Annotated in this window: 1 protein-coding gene; it reads right to left on the bottom strand. The window is 69.1% G+C overall.

Going from position 1 to position 1,736, the window contains the following annotated elements; translation table 11 throughout:
- Window positions 1-13: 13 nt before the first annotated feature.
- On the bottom strand, window positions 14-1,387 hold the full coding sequence (locus tag GPA_RS15730; protein ID WP_041239794.1) for a putative manganese-dependent inorganic diphosphatase: 1,374 nt from the start codon (window positions 1,385-1,387) through the stop codon (window positions 14-16).
- Between the last annotated feature and the right edge of the window lie 349 nt (window positions 1,388-1,736).

The following is a 1,736-nucleotide window of genomic DNA, read 5'->3' as shown; positions in this document are numbered from 1 at the left end:
CGCCGGCCGCCCGTCACGCCCCCAGGATCTTCGCGGCCACCTGCTTCTTGCGGCTCAAGACGCCCGGCATCCAGGTGCCGCCCTCGGCGGAGCAGTCGATGTTGAACACGCGGTTCACGGTGCGCAGGTTGCCCTCGCACAAAAACTGGCTGCCCTCGGCCAGGATGTCCGTGACCATGAGCAGCACGAACTCGTAGCCGCGGTCTTCCCTCAAACGGCGCATGTAGGCGCGTATCTCGTCCTCGCGCTTCATGACGGCCGGCAGGTCCACCGTCTCGTGCTGCGCGATGAGCACGGTGGAGTCGCCCAGCTGGAACTCCTTGGAATCGGCGCCCACGAGCTTCGCGACGGGCATGTTGTCCTCGCCGCCGCGGCACCTGAACACGGCCAGGCCGAACGCGGTGGGGTCGACGCCGGCCACGTCCGCCAGGAAGTCCACGATCTCGTGGTCGACGTAGGTGGCGGTGGGCGACTTCAGGATGACCGTGTCGGTCATGACGGCCGACAGGAGCACGCTGGCTATGGCGGGAGGCATCTCCACGCAGTGGCGGCGGAACTCCATGGCCACGATGGTGGCGGTGGAGCCCACGGGGAGGTTCAGGAACTTGATGGGGTTGGCCGTCATGACGTCGGCGATGCGGTGGTGGTCGACGATCTCCACGACCTCGGCCTCCTCGATGCCGTTGGCGGCCTGGCGCGTCTCGTTGTGGTCCACGAGCACCACCTTGCGCCGCGGGTGCACCGCCACGTCGGAGCGCGTGACGATGCCGATGGCGAACCCGTCGTCGTCCAGCACCACGGCCTCGCGCAGGGCGCTGGCCATGAGGTCCTCGACGGCCTCCTTCAGCAGGCCGTCCTTGTCCAGCTCCAGCACGTCGGTCTCGGTGATGTCGCTGACCTTCTGCCCCAGCGACGCGATGAGGTCGCCCGCCACGGCCATCTCGTTCGCGCCGCCCTCCTCCAGCACGTCGGTGGCCGCGATGTAGCGCTCGGCTATCATGCGCGTGGTGATGAGGCCCCGGTAGGTGCCGTCGTCGTTCGTCACCACGAGCGCGCGCACGTTGTGCTGGCGCAGCAGGCGGCCCGCCGCGAGCAGCGTGGCGTCGTGGGCGATGGAGATGGGATCGGGCGTCATGACGTCGGACACGCGCGCGTGGACATGGCCCACGACCTCGGGCAGCGGCAGGCCGTTCTCCTTCAGGATCCAGCTGCTCTCGGGGGGCAGCGGCCCCAGGCGCGCCGGCACGTACACGGCCGGCGCCTCCCCGTCGCGCGCCTCCCGGCGCGCCAGCTCGTTCTTCAGGTAGGCGTAGCCCACCGCAGCGCAGATGGAATCGTTGTCAGGGTTCTTGTGGCCCACCACGATGATGGGTGCCGCTGTGGCCATGCTCGCTCCTTCGCCGCACGGCGCCCCGGGCGGGGCGCCTTCGTCTGCCGTTTTCATATCGGAATAGGGCCGCGCGGGCATGCCCGCGGCTTTGATGGGAAACAGTATAGCGACGGAAGGGCGGGCGCTGCGGTTCCGCCATCGTTTCGTCGTGGAATCTCACGAAATGAGCGGTCGGCGGGGCGCGCCCGCGCGGTATGCGCTACCATGGCAGCGAAACAGGCGCCCCGCCGATGAAGGCCGGGCAACCGGAGCCCGCCCTGCCCCGCCGCCGGCGCAGGAGCGCCAGGAGGACAGTCGAAAGGACGCGCATGGAAACGCTCGGATTCGCCGACATCGTCGGCCCCAT

It is taken from the genome of Gordonibacter pamelaeae 7-10-1-b, assembly GCF_000210055.1.
Lineage (GTDB): Bacteria > Actinomycetota > Coriobacteriia > Coriobacteriales > Eggerthellaceae > Gordonibacter > Gordonibacter pamelaeae.
Note: the sequence above shows the minus strand (reverse complement) of the source record. Positions and strands in the feature narration are given on the sequence as shown.